The organism is Phenylobacterium sp. P4_E10 (assembly GCF_056401675.1).
Genome location: NZ_JBFUIW010000002.1, coordinates 291,969 through 308,575, shown reverse-complemented (window position 1 = coordinate 308,575; position 16,607 = coordinate 291,969). Strand labels below are relative to the sequence as shown.

Sequence of the window (16,607 nt, the reverse complement as noted above, 5' to 3'; positions counted from 1 at the left end):
GACGTCGGCCGCGAAAACCTGCCAGAGGCTCTCGCGGCTGACGATAGGCGGGCCTAGCCCAGCTTGGCCCTGGCGGCGGCGGCGACGGCCTCGGCGGTGATGCCGAATTCCTTGTACAGCCGGTCGGCGGGCGCGCTGGCGCCCCAGCCGTGCATGCCGACGAAGACGCCGTTTTCGCCGATGAACCGCTCCCAGCCGAACGACGCGGCGGCCTCGACGGCGATGCGTACCGGCGCCTTGCCGATGGTCGTCTGCCGATAGGATTCCGGTTGGGCTTCGAACAGTTCCCAGCAGGGGGTGGAGACGACGCGGGTCGGTACGCCGTCAGCCTCCAGCAGGTCGCGGGCGGCCACGGCGACGGAGACCTCGGTGCCCGACGCGAAGAGGGTCACCTGGGCCTCGGCGCTGGCGGCGCGCAGTTCGTAGGCGCCCTTAGCCGAGAGATTCTCCGGCGCGCTGTCACGCACCGCAGGAACCTTCTGGCGCGAGAGGGCCATGAAGGTCGGGGTCTTGGTGTTGGTCAGGGCCAGCTTCCAGCACTCGGCGGTCTCCACCGCGTCGGCCGGGCGGAAGACGTTGAGGTTCGGCATGGCCCGCAGGCTGGCCAGATGCTCGACCGGCTGGTGCGTCGGGCCGTCCTCGCCGACCCCGATGGAGTCGTGGGTCATGACGTGGACCACGCGGACGCCCATCAGCGCTCCCAGGCGGATCGCCGGGCGGCTGTAGTCGGAGAACACCATGAACGCCCCGCCGTAGGGGATGACGCCGCCATGCAGGGCCATGCCGTTCATCGCCGCGGCCATGCCGAACTCGCGCACGCCGTAGTTCACATAGCGGCCCGAATAGTCGGGGGTGTCGAAGATCTGGGTGTTCTTGACGAAGGTGTTGTTCGAGCCGGTCAGGTCGGCCGAGCCGCCGACCATTTCCGGGATCGCCGGGAACAGGGCGTCGAGCGCCGAGCCCGAATGCTGGCGGGTGGCGGCGGCCGGCTTGGCGGAGACGGCTTCGGCGATATGGGCGTCCAGGCGCTCGAAGGCGTCGGCGGGCAGTTCGCCCTTCACCGCGCGTTGGAACACGCCGGCGTGCGGCGAGGCGGCCAGGCGCGTTTGCCAGGCCTTGCGGTCCTTGGCGCCGCGACGGCCGGCCGAACGCCAGGGCTTCACGACTTCGTCCGGCACCGCGAACGGCTCGGCCGACCAGCCCATCTTGGCGCGGGTGGCGGCGATCTCGGTGGCCCCCAGGGCTGCGCCGTGGGTCTTGTGGTGACCTTCCATGGTCGCCGCGCCCTTGCCGATCTTGGTCTTGCAGGCGATCAGGCTGGGGCGGTCCTGCTTGGTCGCCCAGGCCAGCGCCCGGCGGATCTGCCCGACGTCATGGCCATCGATCGCCTTCACGGCCCAGCCGGCGGCCTTGAAGCGGGCCAGCTGATCGCCCGACTCGGCCAGCGACACCGCGCCGTCGATGGTGACGTCATTGTCGTCCCACAGCAGGGTCAGCTTGTTGAGCTTCAGCCGGCCGGCCAGGCTGATGGCCTCGTGGCTGACGCCCTCCATCAGGCAGCCGTCGCCGCAGATCACCCAGGTGCGGTGGTCGACCAGGTCCGACCCGAAGCGAGCGGCCAGGTGGCGCTCGGCCATGGCCATGCCCACCGAGGTGGCCAGGCCCTGGCCCAGCGGACCGGTGGTGGTCTCGACACCAGGGGTGTGGCCGTACTCCGGGTGACCGGCGGTGTTGGACCCGAACTGGCGGAAGTTCTTGATCTGCTCCAGGGGCATGGCCTTGAAGCCGGTCAGGTGCAGCAGCGAGTAGAGCAGCATCGACCCATGGCCGGCCGACAGCACGAAGCGGTCGCGGTCGGCCCAGTCGGGGGCGCTGGCGTCGTACTTGAGGAACTTGGTCCAGAGCACCGTGGCGACGTCGGCCATGCCCATCGGCATGCCGGGGTGGCCCGAGGCCGCCTGCTCGACGGCGTCCATCGAGAGCACGCGAATGGCGTCGGCCATGGTCTGCAGCGGTGCGGGCATTATCTGTTCCGGTGAAACTGGCGGGATTGGCGCGCCCCTCGCACGCGAGACCTGAAGGGTCAAGGAAACGTCACGCCACAGGGCGGGTTTCGGCGCAAGGCCGAAGCACCCTATAGATTAATGAACACACTTTCGGAGAGTCGGAATATGCGTGATCCGGCGGCCGACGGGCCCCTTGAGCAAGCCGTAAAGCGGCTGGACCGGGCGATCTCTCAGCTCGAGCAACGCCTTGCCGGCGGCGGCAAGCCGTCGGGCGGGCTGTTCGACCAGGGCGCCGCCAAGCTTGAAACCGAACTTGAGCAGGCGCGGGTGCGCGAGAAGGAGCTGGAGGCGGCTGGCGCAGAGGCGTCTGCGGCCCTCGGTCGCGCCATCGCTGAAATCAAGGCGGCGCTGGCCGGAGAGGCCGAGCCGGCAGCAGAGACCGAGGAGGCTTAGCGCCATGGCTCAGGTCAATATCACCGTGAACGGCAGGCCCTACGCGGTCGGCTGCGAGGACGGGCAAGAGGGCCACCTGATCGAGCTGGGGCGGTTGTTCGACCGCCAGGTGCGCCAGGTCTCCGAGGACATGGGCCAGCTTGGCGAAACGCGGCTGTTCCTGATGGGCGCCCTGCTGCTCGCCGACGAACTGTCGGACCTGCGCGGCCGGCTGGCGGTAGTGCAGTCCGAACTGGCCCGCCTGCAGTCCGACCAGGCCCGGGTCGAGACCCGCGCCGTCGGGGCGCTGGAGAACGCCGCAAAGCGGATCGAGAAGCTGGCGGCGGGCTAAAGCCGTCGCCACCGCTTGTACCCGGCCCCCCGCGGCCCTACCTTGCGTGACGGCGGGTCTGCTGTGGCTCTCGTCGAAGGCAATCTATCCCAGAGACCTTAATTTCTTCGAAGGGATCTGTCCCTGTCCGGGCCCGTGGGCCCGGGTATATGGAGCCCACCTGGTTAGCCAGGTCCGAGGGGATAAAACCGACCTTCACGGCTCTCGCGGCGCCGCCACCCTTCGCGCTAGGATCGCGCGGTGAACGATCCCTCCGACAAGACCAAACTTCGCACGCGGCTGCGCAAGCGTCGCCGGGCGCTGGACGCAGCGCGGCCCGATGCGGCGCGTGAAGCGGCGGCCGCCCTGCCGATCGATCGCCTTCCGGCCTTCGACTGGTTCGCGAGCTATCACGCGCTCGGCGTGGAGCTTGATCCTGCCCCGCTGGCCGCGCGGCTGGTGAAGGCCGGCGGGCGTCTGGCCCTGCCGGTGACGCTGGCGGCCGACGCGCCGCTGGAATTTCGAGCCTGGCGGGTCGAGGACGACCCGGTCGTCGACGCGTTCGGCGTGCCTTCGCCGCCGCAGACCGCGCCGCAGGTGCGCCCGGACCTGGTGATCTGCCCGCTGCTGGCCTTCGATCGTGCGGGCGGTCGGCTGGGTCAGGGCGGCGGCCACTACGACCGCACCCTGGCGGCGCTGCGCGCTTCCGGTCCGGTATTCGTTCTGGGCCTCGCCTACGCCGGCCAGGAGGTCGAACGGCTGGCCATGGAACCGCATGATCAAAGGCTGGACGCCATCCTGACGGAAACCGGCTATATCGAAGTCCGAAAGGACTAATTCCGCATGCGCTTCGCCTTCTTCGGCGACGTGGTCGGTCGCGCTGGACGCGACGGCCTCGCCGACCATCTTCCCGCCCTGCGCCGAGCTCTCGGCCTGGAGTTCGTGATCATCAACGCCGAGAACGCGGCGGCCGGCTTCGGGATCACCGAGAGCACGGCCCGCGAACTGTTCGACGCGGGGGCCGACTGCCTGACCCTGGGCAACCACTCCTGGGACCAGAAGGAGGCGCTGACCTACATCGTGCGCGAGCCGCGCCTGATCCGGCCGCTGAACTATCCGGTGCTGGCCGATGCTCCGGGTCGCGGCGCCAATCTGTTCGAGACTCAGGCGGGCAAGCGCATCGTCGTGATCAACCTGCTTGGCCGAGTGCACATGGACTCGCTGGACGACCCGTTCGCGGCCGTCGATCGCGAGTTGGACAAGGCTCCGCTGGGCATGGTCGCTGACGCGGTGGTGGTCGACATGCACGCCGAGGCGACGTCCGAGAAGATGGCCATGGGCCACTTCTGCGACGGCCGCACCAGCCTGGTGGTCGGCACCCATACCCACGTCCCGACCGCCGATTGCCAGATTCTGCCGGGCGGCACCGCCTATCAGACCGACGCTGGCGCCTGCGCCGACTACGACAGCGTCATCGGCAACCAGAAGGAAGAGCCGCTGCGGCGCTTCACCACCCGCATCTCCGGCGGTCGCTACAAACCGGCCGAGGGCCCGGCCACGGTCTGCGGCGTGTTCGTGGAGACCGACGATTCGACGGGTCTGGCCCGCCGGGTCGAACCGATCCGCGTCGGCGGCCGGCTGAGCCAGTCGGTGCCGAAGGTCGATCTGGCCAACGCGTGACCTTGAGTGTCATTCCGGTTTGCGCAGCAAGACCGGGATGACAGCCTTGGTCGCTACCGGGCCAGGCGCGGACGCAGGCCTTCGAGGGTCAGCTTGCCGTCCTGGTCGGTGTCGAGCATCTCGAAGCGGCGGCGGGCGGCCTTGGACCATTCCTCGCTGCTGACTCGCTGGTTGAGGTCGGCGTCGGCGCCGCGCACGGGCTGCGGCTCGTTGAGCAGCGAGAACCGGGCCGCGCCCACCCGCGGTTCGCGCTTGTCGGACCGGCGGATGATCGGCTTGGGTCCGGGCGGACGGCCGGCCCCGAAGTCGAAGCGGGTGATCTCGGGCGCGATCTTGGTCTCGTAAACCGTGTTCTCGGGCCCATCGACCTGACCGTCGCCGTTGGCGTCGAGCACCTTGAAGAAACGCATGCCGTCGGCGCGCAGTTCGGCCAGGGTGAGCGCCCCGTCGTGGTCGGCGTCCGCGCCGGCCAACCAGGCGGCCAGGCCGTCATCACTGCGGAACGGCTCGCCGGACGGGCTGATGAACAGCCTCGGGCCGGGCGGCGGGCCCTCCGGCTGGGCGAAAGCGGGGCCAGCCGCGGCCAGGGCGGCGACGGCGATGACGATACGAAACATCGGTTGTGTGCTCTCCGCGCCCGGCCGGCGCTCGACGGCCTAGCTGGACCATCGATACGGCCAAAGCGGGGCGCCGTGTGACTTAGCTGAAACGCGTCAGCTCGCGGCGCTTCGATTGCGCTCGGCGATGCTGATCCCGCCCGTGCCCCAGTTCTCGGTCCGCACCTCGTCGATCACCACCCAGGTCACCGCCGGGCTCTTGCCCAGCACGTCCGCGATCAGGTTGGTGGCCCCGGCGATCAGCTTGGCCTTTTGCTCTTCGGTGACCTCACCAGCGACCTTGATGTTGACGAGCGGCATAGGAGACTCCGGTGCTGGGGTTGGTTGCCGCCGACACTTAAGCGCGCCAAGCTCCGCCGCAAGCATCAAGGAGCTTTCGATGACCCGTTTCTTCGCCCGCCTGGTGTTCGCGGCGCTCGGCCTGGCGCTGGCGGCCTATCTGCTGCCGGGGGTCAGCTACAACGGCATCGTCGACCTGCTGATCGCCGCCCTGCTGCTGGGCGTGGTCAACGCCGTCCTGCGGCCGATCCTGTTCGTGCTGACCTTGCCGTTCACGATCATCACCCTGGGGCTGTTCCTGCTGGTGCTGAACGCCGCGATGATCGGATTGGTGGCCTGGATGCTGCCCGGCTTCACCGTCGACGGCTTCTGGTCGGGGATCATGGCGGCGATCATCACTGGCCTGGCCAGCTGGGTCGGCGCGATGGTGCTCGGGGACGCCAAGCGCGCATAGAAAAAGGGCGGAGCCTTGCGGCCCCGCCCTCAAACTTTTCAGACGCTTGGGTCTGAGCGTCGGACTTAGAAGTCCATGTCGCCCATGCCGCCCATGCCGCCCGGCATTCCGCCGGCCGCGCCGCCCTTTTTGGGGGCTTCGACGATCGCCGCTTCCGTGGTGATCAGCAGACCCGACACCGAGGCGGCGTCCTGCAGAGCGGTGCGGACGACCTTGGCCGGGTCGATGACGCCGTCCTGAACCAGGTCGACGTACTGCTCGGTCTGAGCGTTGAAGCCGAAGGTCGGCGAGGTGCTTTCGAGGATCTTGCCGACCACGATCGAACCTTCGACGCCGGCGTTTTCGGCGATCTGGCGGATCGGGGCCTGCAGAGCGCGGCGCACGATGGCGACGCCCGCTTCCTGGTCAGCGTTGTCGCCCTTGAAGCCGTCGAGAACCTTCGAGGCCTTCAGCAGAGCGACGCCGCCGCCGGGAACGATGCCTTCTTCCACGGCCGCGCGGGTCGCGTTGAGGGCGTCGTCGACGCGGTCCTTCTTTTCCTTCACTTCGACTTCAGTCGCACCGCCGACGCGGATGACCGCAACGCCGCCGGCCAGCTTGGCCAGACGTTCTTGCAGCTTTTCCTTGTCGTAGTCGGAGGTGGTTTCTTCGATCTGACGCTTGATCTGGCTGATGCGGCCTTCGATCGCGTCCTTGGCGCCGACGCCGTCCACGATGGTGGTGTCGTCCTTGGTGATCGAGACCTTCTTGGCGCGGCCGAGCATGTCGAGGGTGACGTTCTCGAGCTTGATGCCCAGGTCTTCGCTGATCAGCTCGCCGCCGGTCAGGATGGCGATGTCTTCCAGCATGGCCTTGCGGCGGTCGCCGAAGCCCGGAGCCTTGACGGCCGCGACCTTCAGGCCGCCGCGCAGCTTGTTGACCACCAGGGTGGCCAGGGCTTCGCCTTCGACGTCTTCAGCGATGATCAGCAGCGGGCGGCCCGACTGGACCACGGCTTCGAGCACCGGCAGCAGCGGCTGCAGCGAGGAGACCTTCTTTTCGAAGAGCAGGATCAGCGGCTCTTCGAGTTCGACCTCCATCTTGTCGGCGTTGGTGATGAAGTACGGCGACAGGTAGCCGCGGTCGAACTGCATCCCCTCGACGACGTCGAGTTCGGTTTCCAGGCTCTTGGCTTCTTCGACGGTGATGACGCCTTCGTTGCCGACCTTGGCCATCGCCTTGGCGATCATTTCACCGACTTCGGTGTCGCCGTTGGCCGAGATGGTGCCGACCTGAGCGATTTCCGAGTTGGTGGTGACCTTCTTGGCGGTCGACTTGATCTCTTCGACGACCTTCAGGACGGCCTTGTCGACGCCGCGCTTCAGATCCATCGGGTTCATGCCGGCCGCGACCGACTTCAGGCCTTCGACCACGATGGCCTGGGCCAGGACGGTGGCGGTGGTGGTGCCGTCGCCGGCCTTGTCGTTGGTCTTGGAGGCGACTTCGCGGATCAGCTGGGCGCCCAGGTTCTCGAAGCGGTCAGCCAGTTCGATTTCCTTGGCGACCGAGACGCCGTCCTTGGTCGAGCGCGGAGCGCCGAACGACTTTTCGATGACGACGTTACGGCCCTTGGGGCCGAGGGTCACCTTCACCGCGTTGGCGAGGGTGTTGACGCCGCGCAGCATGCGGTCACGAGCGTCGGAGGAGAAATAGACGTCTTTGGCGGCCATTTTTCTCGTCTTTCAAAAGAGGTGAATGGGGGAGGAAAAGCGGAGGGGTGGCTACTCGACCACGCCCAGGACGTCGCTTTCCTTCATGATCAGCAGGTCCTTGCCGTCGATCTTGACCTCGGTGCCCGACCACTTGCCGAACAGGATGCGGTCGCCGGCCTTCACGTCGAGCGGCTGAATCTTGCCGTTGTCATCGCGGGCGCCAGGGCCGACGGCGACGACTTCGCCTTCCTGCGGCTTTTCCTTGGCGGTGTCGGGGATGATGATCCCGCCCTTGGTCTTTTCTTCTTCCTCGACACGCTTCACGAGGACGCGGTCTCCCAGAGGACGAAACGCCATGTCTTATGTCTCCGTTCGGGACGGTTGAAATGCTTGCCGTCGGCACGGCGGAGGCGGCCGTTAGCAGCCGCTGCCCCTGAGTGCTAACGCAGCGCGGAGGTAGGGGTGGGGGCAGGGGGAGTCAAGCGCGTGCAACCGTGGTTTTTGATTCCGCTTGGTTACTAACGCGCCCGGCAGATAGGTTCCGAGCCGAGGGAACACCAGGAGAGAGACCATCATGCGCCGCGCTTTCGCGATCGCCGCCATCACGGCCTTGGCCGCAACCGCTGTCCAGGCCGAGACCTGGAAGCCCTACGGCGCGGCCAGCGCAAACGGTCTGCAGTGGTCCTATGACGCCGACTATTCCTATCGCGACCAGCAGACCGGCAAAATCATCGTCATGCAGGCGATCGGCAAGGTCGGCGCCGAGCCGCGCATGGGTCCGTCCGGTCCAGGCAAGCCCGACGGCGTCGGCTCGGTGCTGGCCGTGGACTGCAAGGACAAGACCCTGATCAGCCTGGGCGGCTACACCCCCAAAAAGCCGCTGGAGCTGTCGGCCAATTGGCGCATCGCCAACGCCACGGCGCCCAAGAGCCCCGAGGACAAGGCGTTGATCGAAGCCGTTTGTTCGACGGCGGCGGGCCTGCCGGCCAAATAGCAGGCTGCTGACAGGATCTGGACAGGACCGCTCCATAGTCGGGGCGGAAACGGAAGGAGGCCTCCATGCTCGACCACATCGGACTGACGGTGGGCGATTTCACCAGGTCCCGCGCGTTCTTCGACGCGGCCCTGGCGCCGCTGGGGATCGGGGTCGTCATGGAGGTCACGCCCGAACAGACGGGCGGGGCCTCGCAACACCTCGGCTATGGCTCGGAGGGGCGGCCCTATTTCTGGATCGGCACGGGTGGTCCACCGACCGGGCGGTTGCATGTGGCGCTAGCCGCCAAGGATCGCGCCGCGGTCGACGCCTTCTACGCTGCGGCCCTCGCGGCGGGGGGCAAGGACAACGGTCCGCCGGGCATCCGCGCCCACTATCATCCGAACTACTACGGGGCCTTCGTGCTCGACCCCGACGGCCACAATATCGAGGCCGTCTGCCACCAGGGCTGAGCCCCAAGCCGCCCTAAAGCGACAATCAGGAAATTTGCAGGGACTGCGGCTGGTGATACCGACCGGTCGCTCCCATCTGTGTGGTCATGATAACGATCTTCAAATTGGCGCCGGCCCTCGCCATCCTCGCCCTGGCGGCGGCGATGGTGATCGCGAGCCTTCCCGCGCCGCTCTACGCCTGACGAACGGCGCCGCGGCGAGTGCGAAGCCCCGCCGTGCAATCCCTTATGCAGCAAGGCCTTGAATTCGACGGTCGCGACCGGGCGGAACAGCGCCCGTGCGCCTGACCGCGTAGGATTGAAACGCTTGTTTGATTCTGCGAAAATATGGGCCAAAACTACGGGCAACAAGATCGCAGCAGGAGAGACCCAGATGACCGAGGCCGCCGCCAAGCAGTCCAGCTTTACGCTGAGCGCGCAGGACGAACTGAACGATCTGCGCATGTCGGACAAGGCGCTGCCGCTGTACAATCAGGTCAAGCAATTTATCAAGGACGTGGTTCAGCCCATGTCCGAGGAATTCCACCGCCTGGGGGAAGGCAAAACCGACATCTGGAGCTACGCGCCGGGCCAGCTCGAAGTGCTGGAAGCCGCGAAGGACAAGGCCAAGGCCGCCGGCCTGTGGAACTTCTTCCTGCCCGACGCCCACACCGGCGAGGGCCTGTCGAACCTCGACTACGCCTATATCGCCGTCGAGCTGGGCAAGGCGCCGATGGCGTCGGAGACCATGAACTGCGCCGCCCCGGACACCGGCAACATGGAAGTGCTGGAGCGCGTCGGCACCCCAGAACAGAAGAAGCAGTGGCTGGAGCCGCTGCTGGAAGGCAAGATCCGCTCGGCCTTCGCGATGACCGAGGTCAATGCCGCCTCGTCCGACGCCAAGAACATCAACACCCGCGCCACCCTGGTCGGCGACGAGTACGTGATCAACGGCGAGAAGCACTACATCTCCGGCGCCGGCGACCCGCGCTGCAAGATCATGATCACCATGGTGCAGACCAGCCCGGACGGTCCGCCCCACCTGCGCCAGTCGCAGATCCTGGTGCCCACTGACGCGCCCGGAGTGAAGATCCTCGGCCCCATGAACGTGTTCGGCGATCCCGACGCGCCGCACGGCCACATGCACATCCTGTTCGACAATGTCCGCGTGCCGGCCAGCAATATGCTGCTGGGCGAAGGCCGCGGCTTCGAGATCAGTCAGCTGCGTCTCGGCCCGGGCCGCATCCACCATTGCATGCGCGCCATCGGTCAGGCTGAGAAGGCTCTGGACCTGCTGGTGACCCGTGGTCTGACCCGTGAGGCGTTCGGCAAGCCGATCATCCAGCTGGGCGGCAATATCGAGATCGTCAGCCGCGCCCGCATTGAGATCGAGGCCATGCGCCTGATGGTGCTCAAGGCCGCCAAGGCCATGGACATCCTCCCGCGTGACGAAGCCCGGATCTGGATCCACATGGTCAAGGCCATGGTGCCGGAACGCGTCTGCACGATCATCGACCAGGCGATCCAGATGCACGGCGCGCTGGGCGTCTCGCAGAAGACCCCGCTGGCCCGCATGTACACCTCGACCCGCACCCTGCGCCTGGCCGACGGCCCGGACGAGGTCCACCACATGGTCGTGGGCCGCAACGAGGTGCGGCAGTACCGCGAAATGCCGGTCGATCCGTCGACCGCGGCGGTGTTCCGCAACTAAGCCATCCTCCTTTCGAGGACGCGATCGGGCCCCGGCGAAAGCCGGGGCCTTTTTCGTGGGCCGGGCGTGACGGCCGCGCTTGTTCGGGTGTAGGAGGGAAGTGCTCCCCGAGCGCCGGGTCGATCGCGAGGCGATCCCCAGGCCCAGGTCCCGCCGCGAATGGCCGACCGGAGCAGATGGCCTTCCCCGGAAGGCAGGCGGGCGGACCCGCAACCTCTTTCCCGCGCGCGACGCGCAGCTGATCTGGAGCCTGACGGGCCTGTGTCCCCTCAACGCGAAGGATCGCAACCTGAGAGGACTAAGCGATGAGCACCTTTGCGGCTCTCTTCATCATCGGCCTGGCGTTCCTGACCGCCACATTGTCAGGGGTGTTCGGCATGGCCGGGGGGCTGGTCCTGATGGGCGGCCTGGCCTTGGTGCTGCCGGTCTCCGCCGCCTTCGTCACTCACGGATTGCTGCAGTTGGTCGCCAACGGCTGGCGGGCGGTGCTGCATCGCAAGCACGTCCGCTGGGACATCGTCGGCTGGTACGCCCTGGCCTCGGCGCTCGCCGGCGGGATCGTCGCCCTGATCTCGCTCGTGCCGTCCAAGCCGGTGCTCTACCTGCTGATGGGGCTGGTGCCGTTCCTGCTGTGGCTGCCGCAGCGGTGGATCAACCTCGACGCCGCCCGGCCGCCGCAGGCCTTCGCCTCGGGCCTGATGGTGACGGGGCTCAACCTGACGGCCGGAGTGGCCGGACCGTTGCTCGACATCTTCTTCGTCCGCACCAGCCTGACGCGGCACGCCATCGTGGCGACCAAGGCCGCCACCCAGGTGTTCGCGCACCTGGCCAAGATCCTGGTCTATGGCGGCCCGCTGCTGACCACCCACGCCAAGGACTTCCCGCCCTGGTGGCTGTTCGTCTTCGCCGTACCGCTGTCGATGCTGGGCACGGTGGTCGGCGGCCGCATCCTCGACCGCATGAACGATGTGGACTTCAAGAGCTGGACAAAGTGGATCGTGACCGGGGTCGGCGTCCTCTATCTGATCCAGGCCGCTCAACTGTTTCTGAGAGGCGGGGGATGAAGATCGAACCCAAGGCCCTGGAGAACCGCTTCGTGCGGCTCGAACCGATTGGCGACCAGCACCGCGAGGGCCTGCGCGCCGCCTGCAACGCCGACCAGGACGTCTGGACGCAGCTCTATCCCTACTCCTGGGCGGGTGAGCACTTCGATCCGACCTGGGCCAAGCTGATGGACGACAACGCCAAGGGCGGGACGCAGGGCTATGCGGTGGTGGCCGGCGGCGAGGTCGTCGGCCTGACCACCTTCTACGCCATCGACCTGGCCAACGCGGTGCTGGAGCTCGGGGGCACCTACTATCGGCCGCAGGCGCGCGGTGGGCCGGCAAACCCGGCGGCCAAGCAACTGATGATGGGTCACGCCTTCGACAGCGGCGCGCGGCGGGTGGTCTACCGCGTCGACGCCATCAACGCCCGCTCGCGCGCGGCGGTGACGAAGCTCGGCGCGGTGCAGGAGGGGATCCTGCGCCAGGATCGGGTGACCTGGACGGGCCGCATCCGCGACACGGTGATCTTCTCGATCCTGGCGGAGGAATGGCCAGCCGTCCGTCAGAGACTGGACGAACGGCTGGCGGGCTTCGCCTAGGCGCTGGCGGCGGCCTTCTCCTGCGGAGCAGGGAAGAACACTTCGGCGGCGTGCTCGGCCACGTCCTGGGCGGTGTAGGGCCGTCCGGGGGTGAAGCCGTCGGTCTGCATCATCTTGATCTCGCGCACGCCGCGGGAGGAGACGCCCAGCACCTTGCCGGTGTGGTCGGCGGCCAGGTCCGAGGCCATGTAGAGCACGCCCGGGGCGATGTTCTCCGGCAGCGCCATGGCGTCCGGCTCGCGGTCGCGGAAGCCGGGCAGGTCGGAGGTCATGCGGGTGAAGGCGCCGGGGGCCAGGCCCATGACGCGGATGCCGTACTTGCGTCCCTCGATCGAGAGCACGCGCATGAAGCCGTAGATGCCGGCCTTGGCCGCGCCGTAGTTCGACTGCCCGAAGTTGCCGTAGAGGCCCGAGGTGGACGACGTCATGATGATCGTCCCAGATTTACCGTTGTCTTTCAACCACTTCCACACCGGCATGGTGCAGCAGTAGGTGCCCTTCAGGTGCACCTTCACCACCAGGTCCCAGTCCTGCTCGGTGGTGTTGGCGAAGCTCTTGTCGCGCAGGATGCCGGCGTTGCAGACGAGGATGTCGACCTGGCCGAAATTATCCAGGGCGGTCTTCAGGATGTTCTCGCCGCCTTCGATGGAGGAGACGTCGTCGGTGTTGGCCGCGGCCCGGCCGCCGGCGGCGATGATCTCGTCCGCGACCCGTTGCGCCGCGCCCTTGTCGGAGCCGGTGCCGTCGCGCGGGCCCCCGAGATCGTTGACCACGACCGCCGCGCCTTCCTGGGCGAACAGCTTGGCGTAGGCCTCGCCCAAACCGCCGCCTGCGCCCGTAATGATGGCGACCTTACCGTCCAGCAAACCCATGTCGTTTCCTCCTAATGATCTAATTATTGGCCGCATCATCGGGGGCGGAATTTCGCCTGACAAGCGCCGACCTTCACCGCCCGGCGCTATCGGCAGGGCGGCGGCAAAACCTCGCGCAGCGGCAGGTTTTCGCCCGCAGCGCCCAGGAACCTGCCGGCCAGGGCACGGCCGCCAAGTTTCGAACCTAGGCCTTTTTCTTCCGTCGGGCCTGGAAGAAGCCTTTTAGCAAGGCTGAGCTTTCCAAAGCCAGGACGCCGCCGGTGACGGTGGGACGCCAGTGGCAGGTCGGCTGTTCGAAGAACCTCGGGCCATGCACCACCGCGCCGCCCTTCGGATCCTCCGCCCCGAACACCACGCGGCCGATGCGGGCGTGACTGATCGCCCCAGCGCACATGGCGCAGGGCTCCAGGGTGACCACCAGGGTCAGGTCGGTCAGGCGGTAGTTGCCCAGCTTGGCGGCGGCCTCGCGCAGGGCGACAATCTCGGCGTGGGCGGTCGGATCGTGCGCGCCGATCGGTCCGTTGGCGCCGATCGCGATGATCTCTTCGGTGCGCGGATCGACGATGACAGCCCCGACAGGTGTCTCGCCGCGTGCTGCGGCGTCTTGCGCGGCTCGAAGGGCGATGCGCATGGTGCGATGATCATGATCCACGACCCCCAACGAAACGATGAGACGGCCTCCGGTCAAGGAGAGCGCGTCGCAAAGGCACTGGCTCGAGCAGGCGTAGCCTCTCGGCGAGACGTCGAAAAACTCATTGAAGAGGGCCGCGTGGCCCTGAACGGCCAGGTGCTGACCACCCCCGCGGTGAAGGTCGAGCCCGGCGACATTCTCACCGTCGACGGTGAAGTGGTCGACGCCGCAGAGCCCACGCGCCTGTTCCGCTATCACAAGCCGGTCGACCTGCTGACCACGCACCGCGACCCGCAAGGACGGGCGACGGTGTTCGACGCCCTGCCGCCGGGCTTGCCGCGGCTGATCTCGATCGGCCGGCTGGACATCAATTCCGAAGGCCTGCTGCTGCTGACCAATGACGGCGAACTGGCCCGGGCGCTCGAGCAGCCCACCAACGGCATCGTGCGTCGCTACCGGGTCCGAGCCCGCGGCCGGGTGACGCAGGCCGACCTCGACAAGCTGCAGGACGGCGTCACCGTCGAGGGCGTCCGCTACGGCGCCATCGACGCCAAGATCGACAAGGCCAAGGACGGCCCGTCGGGCGCCAACGTCTGGATCACCGTGACCCTGGCCGAGGGCAAGAACCGCGAAGTCCGCCGGGTGCTGAAGTCGATCGGCCTGGAGGTCGGGCGGCTGATCCGCATGTCCTACGGTCCGTTCGCGCTCGGCACCTTGCCGATCGGCCAGATCGAGGAGGTCGGCCCGCGGGTGATCCGCGAGCAGCTGGCCGACCATATCGCGGCGGAGAATCTTCCGACCGGCGAGCGTCCGGCGTTCAAGTCGCCGAAGGTGCCGCCCGGCGCCCATGCGGTGCACGACGGCACCGGCCGGCGCGGCGCCGGGGGCAAGCCCGCCTCGGACGAACCCAAGAAGAAGGCCGAGTACAAGTCCGGCTGGGCCCGGCCGAAGGTCGAGATCAAGCCCGGCACGGTCAAGCGCCGCCGTGCGCCGCGCCCGGCCGATGAGGCCGCCGCCGCCGCCGCTGTGCCGCTGGCGCCGCGCCGCCGGTCCTCCCGCCTGTCCACTGAATCCGGCATCCGCACCTATTCGCCTGGCGATCCGCTGGCCCCGCCGCGTCCGCCCGCGCCGACCCGCGGCCCGCCCAAGAAGGGCGGCCGGCCGGCCGCGCGGAGCGATGGTCCGCGCAGCGACCGTCCGGAACGCAAGTTCGACAAGCCCCGCGCCGCCGGCGGCGGCGAGCGCCGCTTCGACCGGCCGCGCGGCGAGGAGGGCGCCGAGCGGCCTCGGAGCAAGGGGGCGACCCTGATCGAGCGCGGCCCGCGTTCCAACGACGGCAACTCCGCCAAGCCGCGCAGCTACGGCGCGCGGCCGGAGGGCCGGGCGTCCGATGGCCCGCGCGGCCCGCGCACGGGTCCTCCGCCGCGCGGCGGCAAGCCGGGCGGTCCGCGGTCCGAAGGCCCTCGCTCCGAGGGACCGCGCCCGCAGGGCGATCGTCCGCGCTACGAAGGCAAGTCCGATGGCCCGCGCGGCCCGCGCACGGGGCCTCCGCCGCGCGGCGGCAAGCCGGGCGGTCCGCGGTCCGAAGGCCCTCGCTCCGAGGGGCCGCGCCCGCAAGGCGATCGTCCGCGCTACGAAGGCAAGTTCGAAGGGCGGCCTGAGGGCCGACCGCCGCGTTCTGGCGATCGTCCGTATTCCGGGCCGCCGAAGGGGCCGCGCTCTGGCCCCAGCTCTGGGCCGCGCCCAGGCCCCAGGCCGGCGCCGCGGGGACCTAAGCGGGGCGGCTGATGCGGATCGTCTCGGGAGAATTTCGCGGCAAGGCGATCGTGACGCCTGCCGGAGAGCGGACCCGTCCGACTTCGGACCGGGCGCGGCAGGCGGTGTTCAACATTCTTGAGCACGCGGCCTGGTCGCCGGGGCTGCGCGAGCTGCGGGTCATCGACCTGTTCGCCGGCTCCGGCGCGCTGGGCTTCGAGGCCCTGTCGCGCGGCGCGACCTTCTGCCTGTTCGTCGAGACCGACGAGCAGGCGCGTGGTGCGATCCGCGAGAATGTCGACGCCATGGGCCTGTTCGGGCGCACCCGGGTGCATCGCCGCGACGCCACGGACTTGGGCGTGCGGCCCGGCGCCGACGGTCCGGCCTTCAACCTGGCCTTCCTGGATCCGCCGTATGGCAAGGGGCTGGGCGAGACCGCGCTGGCCAAGCTGGCCGCGGGCGGCTGGCTGGCCGAGGGCGCGGTGGCGATGTTCGAGCGCGGCTCGGACGAGCCCGACTTCGAGGTCGAGGGTTTCGAAAAGCTGGACGCGCGCGACTACGGCGCCGCGCGCGTCCATTTTCTCAAGTTCTCACCAGGCCCTCATTGAAGTCCGGTTGTCGAGCTGACTGCGCAGGTTCACCAGGCCCTCGCGGGTGATCTGGTAGGGCTGGCCATTGCGGCTGGCGATCAGCCGCTTCTGCTTCAGGCTCTTGAAGAGCGCGATGTCGCAGTCGCTGAGCGTCCACCCGTCGCGGGTGATGCATTCGGCTGAGATCAGGTCGCCCCGATGGTCGCGCTCGATGATGATCCGGCCGCCTTGGGCCAGGGCGTGCAGCGTGCGTTGCTGCGGCTTGGAGATGTTCAAGGAAATATCCAGCGTTCAGGCATGAGGAAACGCGCCCGGGCCGCCTCGAAAACGGGGCGCGGACGTGGGGGCCTGACAGCCGATCTATTGGCGAGACGCCGGCTCGGCGGTTAGGCCCGGGCCTCGAACGCAAGCTCTGACATAAAACCTCACAAGGAGCCGTATGGGCTGATCATGGCGAAGCGAGGTGGTTTCGTCCAGATGCGGACCGAA

Annotated in this window: 20 protein-coding genes; 12 read left to right on the top strand and 8 right to left on the bottom strand. The window is 68.1% G+C overall.

Annotated features, from left to right (window positions below):
* Positions 1–53 precede the first annotated feature (53 nt).
* Positions 54–2,024, bottom strand: a complete 1,971-nt coding sequence (tkt, locus tag AC1DQJ_RS03595) for a transketolase (RefSeq protein ID WP_477600342.1) — start codon at positions 2,022–2,024, stop codon at positions 54–56.
* A 147-nt stretch (positions 2,025–2,171) separates the two neighbouring features.
* Here tkt and AC1DQJ_RS03590 point away from each other — a divergent pair, with 147 nt between their 5' ends.
* The 4 genes from AC1DQJ_RS03590 to AC1DQJ_RS03575 all read left to right on the top strand — a co-directional run bounded on the left by AC1DQJ_RS03590 (position 2,172) and on the right by AC1DQJ_RS03575 (position 4,449).
* The gene (locus AC1DQJ_RS03590) at positions 2,172–2,459 is read left to right on the top strand and encodes a DUF4164 family protein (RefSeq protein WP_477600340.1); all 288 of its coding nucleotides are present in this window, start codon (positions 2,172–2,174) and stop codon (positions 2,457–2,459) included.
* Between the two features lie 4 nt (positions 2,460–2,463).
* The gene (locus AC1DQJ_RS03585) at positions 2,464–2,790 is read left to right on the top strand and encodes a cell division protein ZapA (RefSeq protein ID WP_477600338.1); all 327 of its coding nucleotides are present in this window, start codon (positions 2,464–2,466) and stop codon (positions 2,788–2,790) included.
* 240 nt (positions 2,791–3,030) lie between these two features.
* On the top strand, positions 3,031–3,606 hold the full coding sequence (locus tag AC1DQJ_RS03580) for a 5-formyltetrahydrofolate cyclo-ligase (protein WP_477600336.1): 576 nt from the start codon (positions 3,031–3,033) through the stop codon (positions 3,604–3,606).
* Between the two features lie 6 nt (positions 3,607–3,612).
* Positions 3,613–4,449 carry a TIGR00282 family metallophosphoesterase gene (locus tag AC1DQJ_RS03575; RefSeq protein WP_477600334.1) on the top strand — a complete coding sequence of 279 codons (837 nt, stop codon included), beginning with the start codon at positions 3,613–3,615 and terminating at the stop codon, positions 4,447–4,449.
* Positions 4,450–4,502: 53 nt separating this feature from the next.
* Here the strand turns inward: AC1DQJ_RS03575 and AC1DQJ_RS03570 are convergent, their stop codons facing one another.
* Both AC1DQJ_RS03570 and AC1DQJ_RS03565 read right to left on the bottom strand, forming a co-directional pair.
* The gene (locus AC1DQJ_RS03570; RefSeq protein ID WP_477600332.1) at positions 4,503–5,066 is read right to left on the bottom strand and encodes an EF-hand domain-containing protein; all 564 of its coding nucleotides are present in this window, start codon (positions 5,064–5,066) and stop codon (positions 4,503–4,505) included.
* Between the two features lie 96 nt (positions 5,067–5,162).
* A complete protein-coding gene (locus AC1DQJ_RS03565; RefSeq protein ID WP_477600330.1) occupies positions 5,163–5,366 on the bottom strand; it encodes a tautomerase family protein in 204 nt (67 codons plus the stop codon).
* A gap of 79 nt (positions 5,367–5,445) precedes the next feature.
* Here AC1DQJ_RS03565 and AC1DQJ_RS03560 point away from each other — a divergent pair, with 79 nt between their 5' ends.
* Positions 5,446–5,799 carry a phage holin family protein gene (locus AC1DQJ_RS03560; protein ID WP_477600328.1) on the top strand — a complete coding sequence of 118 codons (354 nt, stop codon included), beginning with the start codon at positions 5,446–5,448 and terminating at the stop codon, positions 5,797–5,799.
* A gap of 65 nt (positions 5,800–5,864) precedes the next feature.
* Here AC1DQJ_RS03560 and groL read toward each other — a convergent pair whose 3' ends face one another.
* Together groL and groES are read right to left on the bottom strand one after the other, a co-directional pair.
* On the bottom strand, positions 5,865–7,508 hold the full coding sequence (gene groL / locus AC1DQJ_RS03555) for a chaperonin GroEL (protein ID WP_477600326.1): 1,644 nt from the start codon (positions 7,506–7,508) through the stop codon (positions 5,865–5,867).
* Between the two features lie 51 nt (positions 7,509–7,559).
* The gene (groES, locus tag AC1DQJ_RS03550; protein WP_477600324.1) at positions 7,560–7,847 is read right to left on the bottom strand and encodes a co-chaperone GroES; all 288 of its coding nucleotides are present in this window, start codon (positions 7,845–7,847) and stop codon (positions 7,560–7,562) included.
* A 217-nt stretch (positions 7,848–8,064) separates the two neighbouring features.
* On the opposite strand from groES, the gene AC1DQJ_RS03545 reads away from it, so the two are divergent.
* The 5 genes from AC1DQJ_RS03545 (at position 8,065) to AC1DQJ_RS03525 (ending at position 12,270) form a co-directional block, all read left to right on the top strand.
* The gene (locus tag AC1DQJ_RS03545) at positions 8,065–8,484 is read left to right on the top strand and encodes a hypothetical protein (RefSeq protein WP_477600322.1); all 420 of its coding nucleotides are present in this window, start codon (positions 8,065–8,067) and stop codon (positions 8,482–8,484) included.
* A 65-nt stretch (positions 8,485–8,549) separates the two neighbouring features.
* Positions 8,550–8,936 carry a VOC family protein gene (locus AC1DQJ_RS03540; protein WP_477600320.1) on the top strand — a complete coding sequence of 129 codons (387 nt, stop codon included), beginning with the start codon at positions 8,550–8,552 and terminating at the stop codon, positions 8,934–8,936.
* 372 nt (positions 8,937–9,308) lie between these two features.
* Complete coding sequence (locus tag AC1DQJ_RS03535; protein WP_477600318.1) at positions 9,309–10,625, top strand: acyl-CoA dehydrogenase family protein; 1,317 nt, start codon at positions 9,309–9,311, stop codon at positions 10,623–10,625.
* Between the two features lie 305 nt (positions 10,626–10,930).
* Positions 10,931–11,689, top strand: coding sequence for a TSUP family transporter (locus AC1DQJ_RS03530; protein ID WP_477600316.1), 759 nt, complete (start codon positions 10,931–10,933; stop codon positions 11,687–11,689).
* The gene (locus tag AC1DQJ_RS03525; RefSeq protein WP_477600314.1) at positions 11,686–12,270 is read left to right on the top strand and encodes a GNAT family N-acetyltransferase; all 585 of its coding nucleotides are present in this window, start codon (positions 11,686–11,688) and stop codon (positions 12,268–12,270) included. The genes AC1DQJ_RS03530 and AC1DQJ_RS03525 overlap by 4 nt, the downstream gene beginning before the upstream one ends.
* Here the strand turns inward: AC1DQJ_RS03525 and AC1DQJ_RS03520 are convergent.
* A complete protein-coding gene (locus AC1DQJ_RS03520) occupies positions 12,267–13,142 on the bottom strand; it encodes an SDR family NAD(P)-dependent oxidoreductase (RefSeq protein WP_477600312.1) in 876 nt (291 codons plus the stop codon). The two genes, AC1DQJ_RS03525 and AC1DQJ_RS03520, sit on opposite strands and share 4 nt — an antisense overlap.
* Positions 13,143–13,326: 184 nt before the next feature.
* Positions 13,327–13,773 carry a tRNA adenosine(34) deaminase TadA gene (gene tadA, locus AC1DQJ_RS03515; RefSeq protein ID WP_477600310.1) on the bottom strand — a complete coding sequence of 149 codons (447 nt, stop codon included), beginning with the start codon at positions 13,771–13,773 and terminating at the stop codon, positions 13,327–13,329.
* Positions 13,774–13,779: 6 nt separating this feature from the next.
* On the opposite strand from tadA, the gene AC1DQJ_RS03510 reads away from it, so the two are divergent.
* Both AC1DQJ_RS03510 and rsmD read left to right on the top strand, forming a co-directional pair.
* Positions 13,780–15,561, top strand: a complete 1,782-nt coding sequence (locus AC1DQJ_RS03510; protein ID WP_477600308.1) for a pseudouridine synthase — start codon at positions 13,780–13,782, stop codon at positions 15,559–15,561.
* Positions 15,561–16,136, top strand: coding sequence for a 16S rRNA (guanine(966)-N(2))-methyltransferase RsmD (gene rsmD, locus AC1DQJ_RS03505; protein WP_477600306.1), 576 nt, complete (start codon positions 15,561–15,563; stop codon positions 16,134–16,136). The genes AC1DQJ_RS03510 and rsmD overlap by 1 nt, the downstream gene beginning before the upstream one ends.
* Here the strand turns inward: rsmD and AC1DQJ_RS03500 are convergent.
* A complete protein-coding gene (locus AC1DQJ_RS03500) occupies positions 16,119–16,394 on the bottom strand; it encodes a YjhX family toxin (RefSeq protein ID WP_477600304.1) in 276 nt (91 codons plus the stop codon). The two genes, rsmD and AC1DQJ_RS03500, sit on opposite strands and share 18 nt — an antisense overlap.
* Between the last annotated feature and the right edge of the window lie 213 nt (positions 16,395–16,607).